Origin of the sequence: Ignatzschineria indica, from assembly GCF_003121925.1 — a bacterium.
GTDB classification, from domain to species: domain Bacteria; phylum Pseudomonadota; class Gammaproteobacteria; order Cardiobacteriales; family Wohlfahrtiimonadaceae; genus Ignatzschineria; species Ignatzschineria indica.
Map to the genome: position 1 here is coordinate 1 of NZ_QEWR01000021.1, position 545 is coordinate 545.

The 545-nt window shown below is 48.6% G+C and carries 1 protein-coding gene; it reads left to right on the plus strand.

The window, feature by feature from the left end:
- Nucleotides 1-545: Ig-like domain-containing protein (locus DC082_RS10600; protein WP_239991307.1), on the plus strand; the 545-nt coding region annotated here is incomplete at both ends.

Genomic DNA, 545 nt, shown 5'->3' on the forward strand with positions numbered 1-545 from the left:
ACCACCTCGATCTACGATCTATCCCGAAACAGTGCTCGTTGGAGCAACTGATGAAGCGGGTAACACTTCAGAGAAGACGCCTATAACCGGTGAGAAGGATACAGTTGCACCAGAAGCACCGACAGCAGAGATCGATGAAGAAGGTCTTGTTGTTACAGGTAAGGCAGAGTCAGGCTCTACTGTTGAAGTCACGGATAGCAATGGTGAAGTGATTGGTAGCGGCACTGCAAATGAACAAGGGGAGTATGAAATCACACTTGATCGCCCAGTGACGGATGGTGAAACAGTCGATGTTACGGCAACTGATGAAGCGGGTAACACTTCAGAGAAGACGCCTATAACCGGTGAGAAGGATACGGTTGCACCAGAAGCACCGACAGCAGAGATCGATGAAGAAGGTCTTGTTGTTACAGGTAAGGCAGAGTCAGGCTCTACTGTTGAAGTCACGGATAGCAATGGTGAAGTGATTGGTAGCGGCACTGCAAATGAACAAGGGGAGTATGAAATCACACTTGATCGKCCAGKGACGAATGTAGATATAGTCG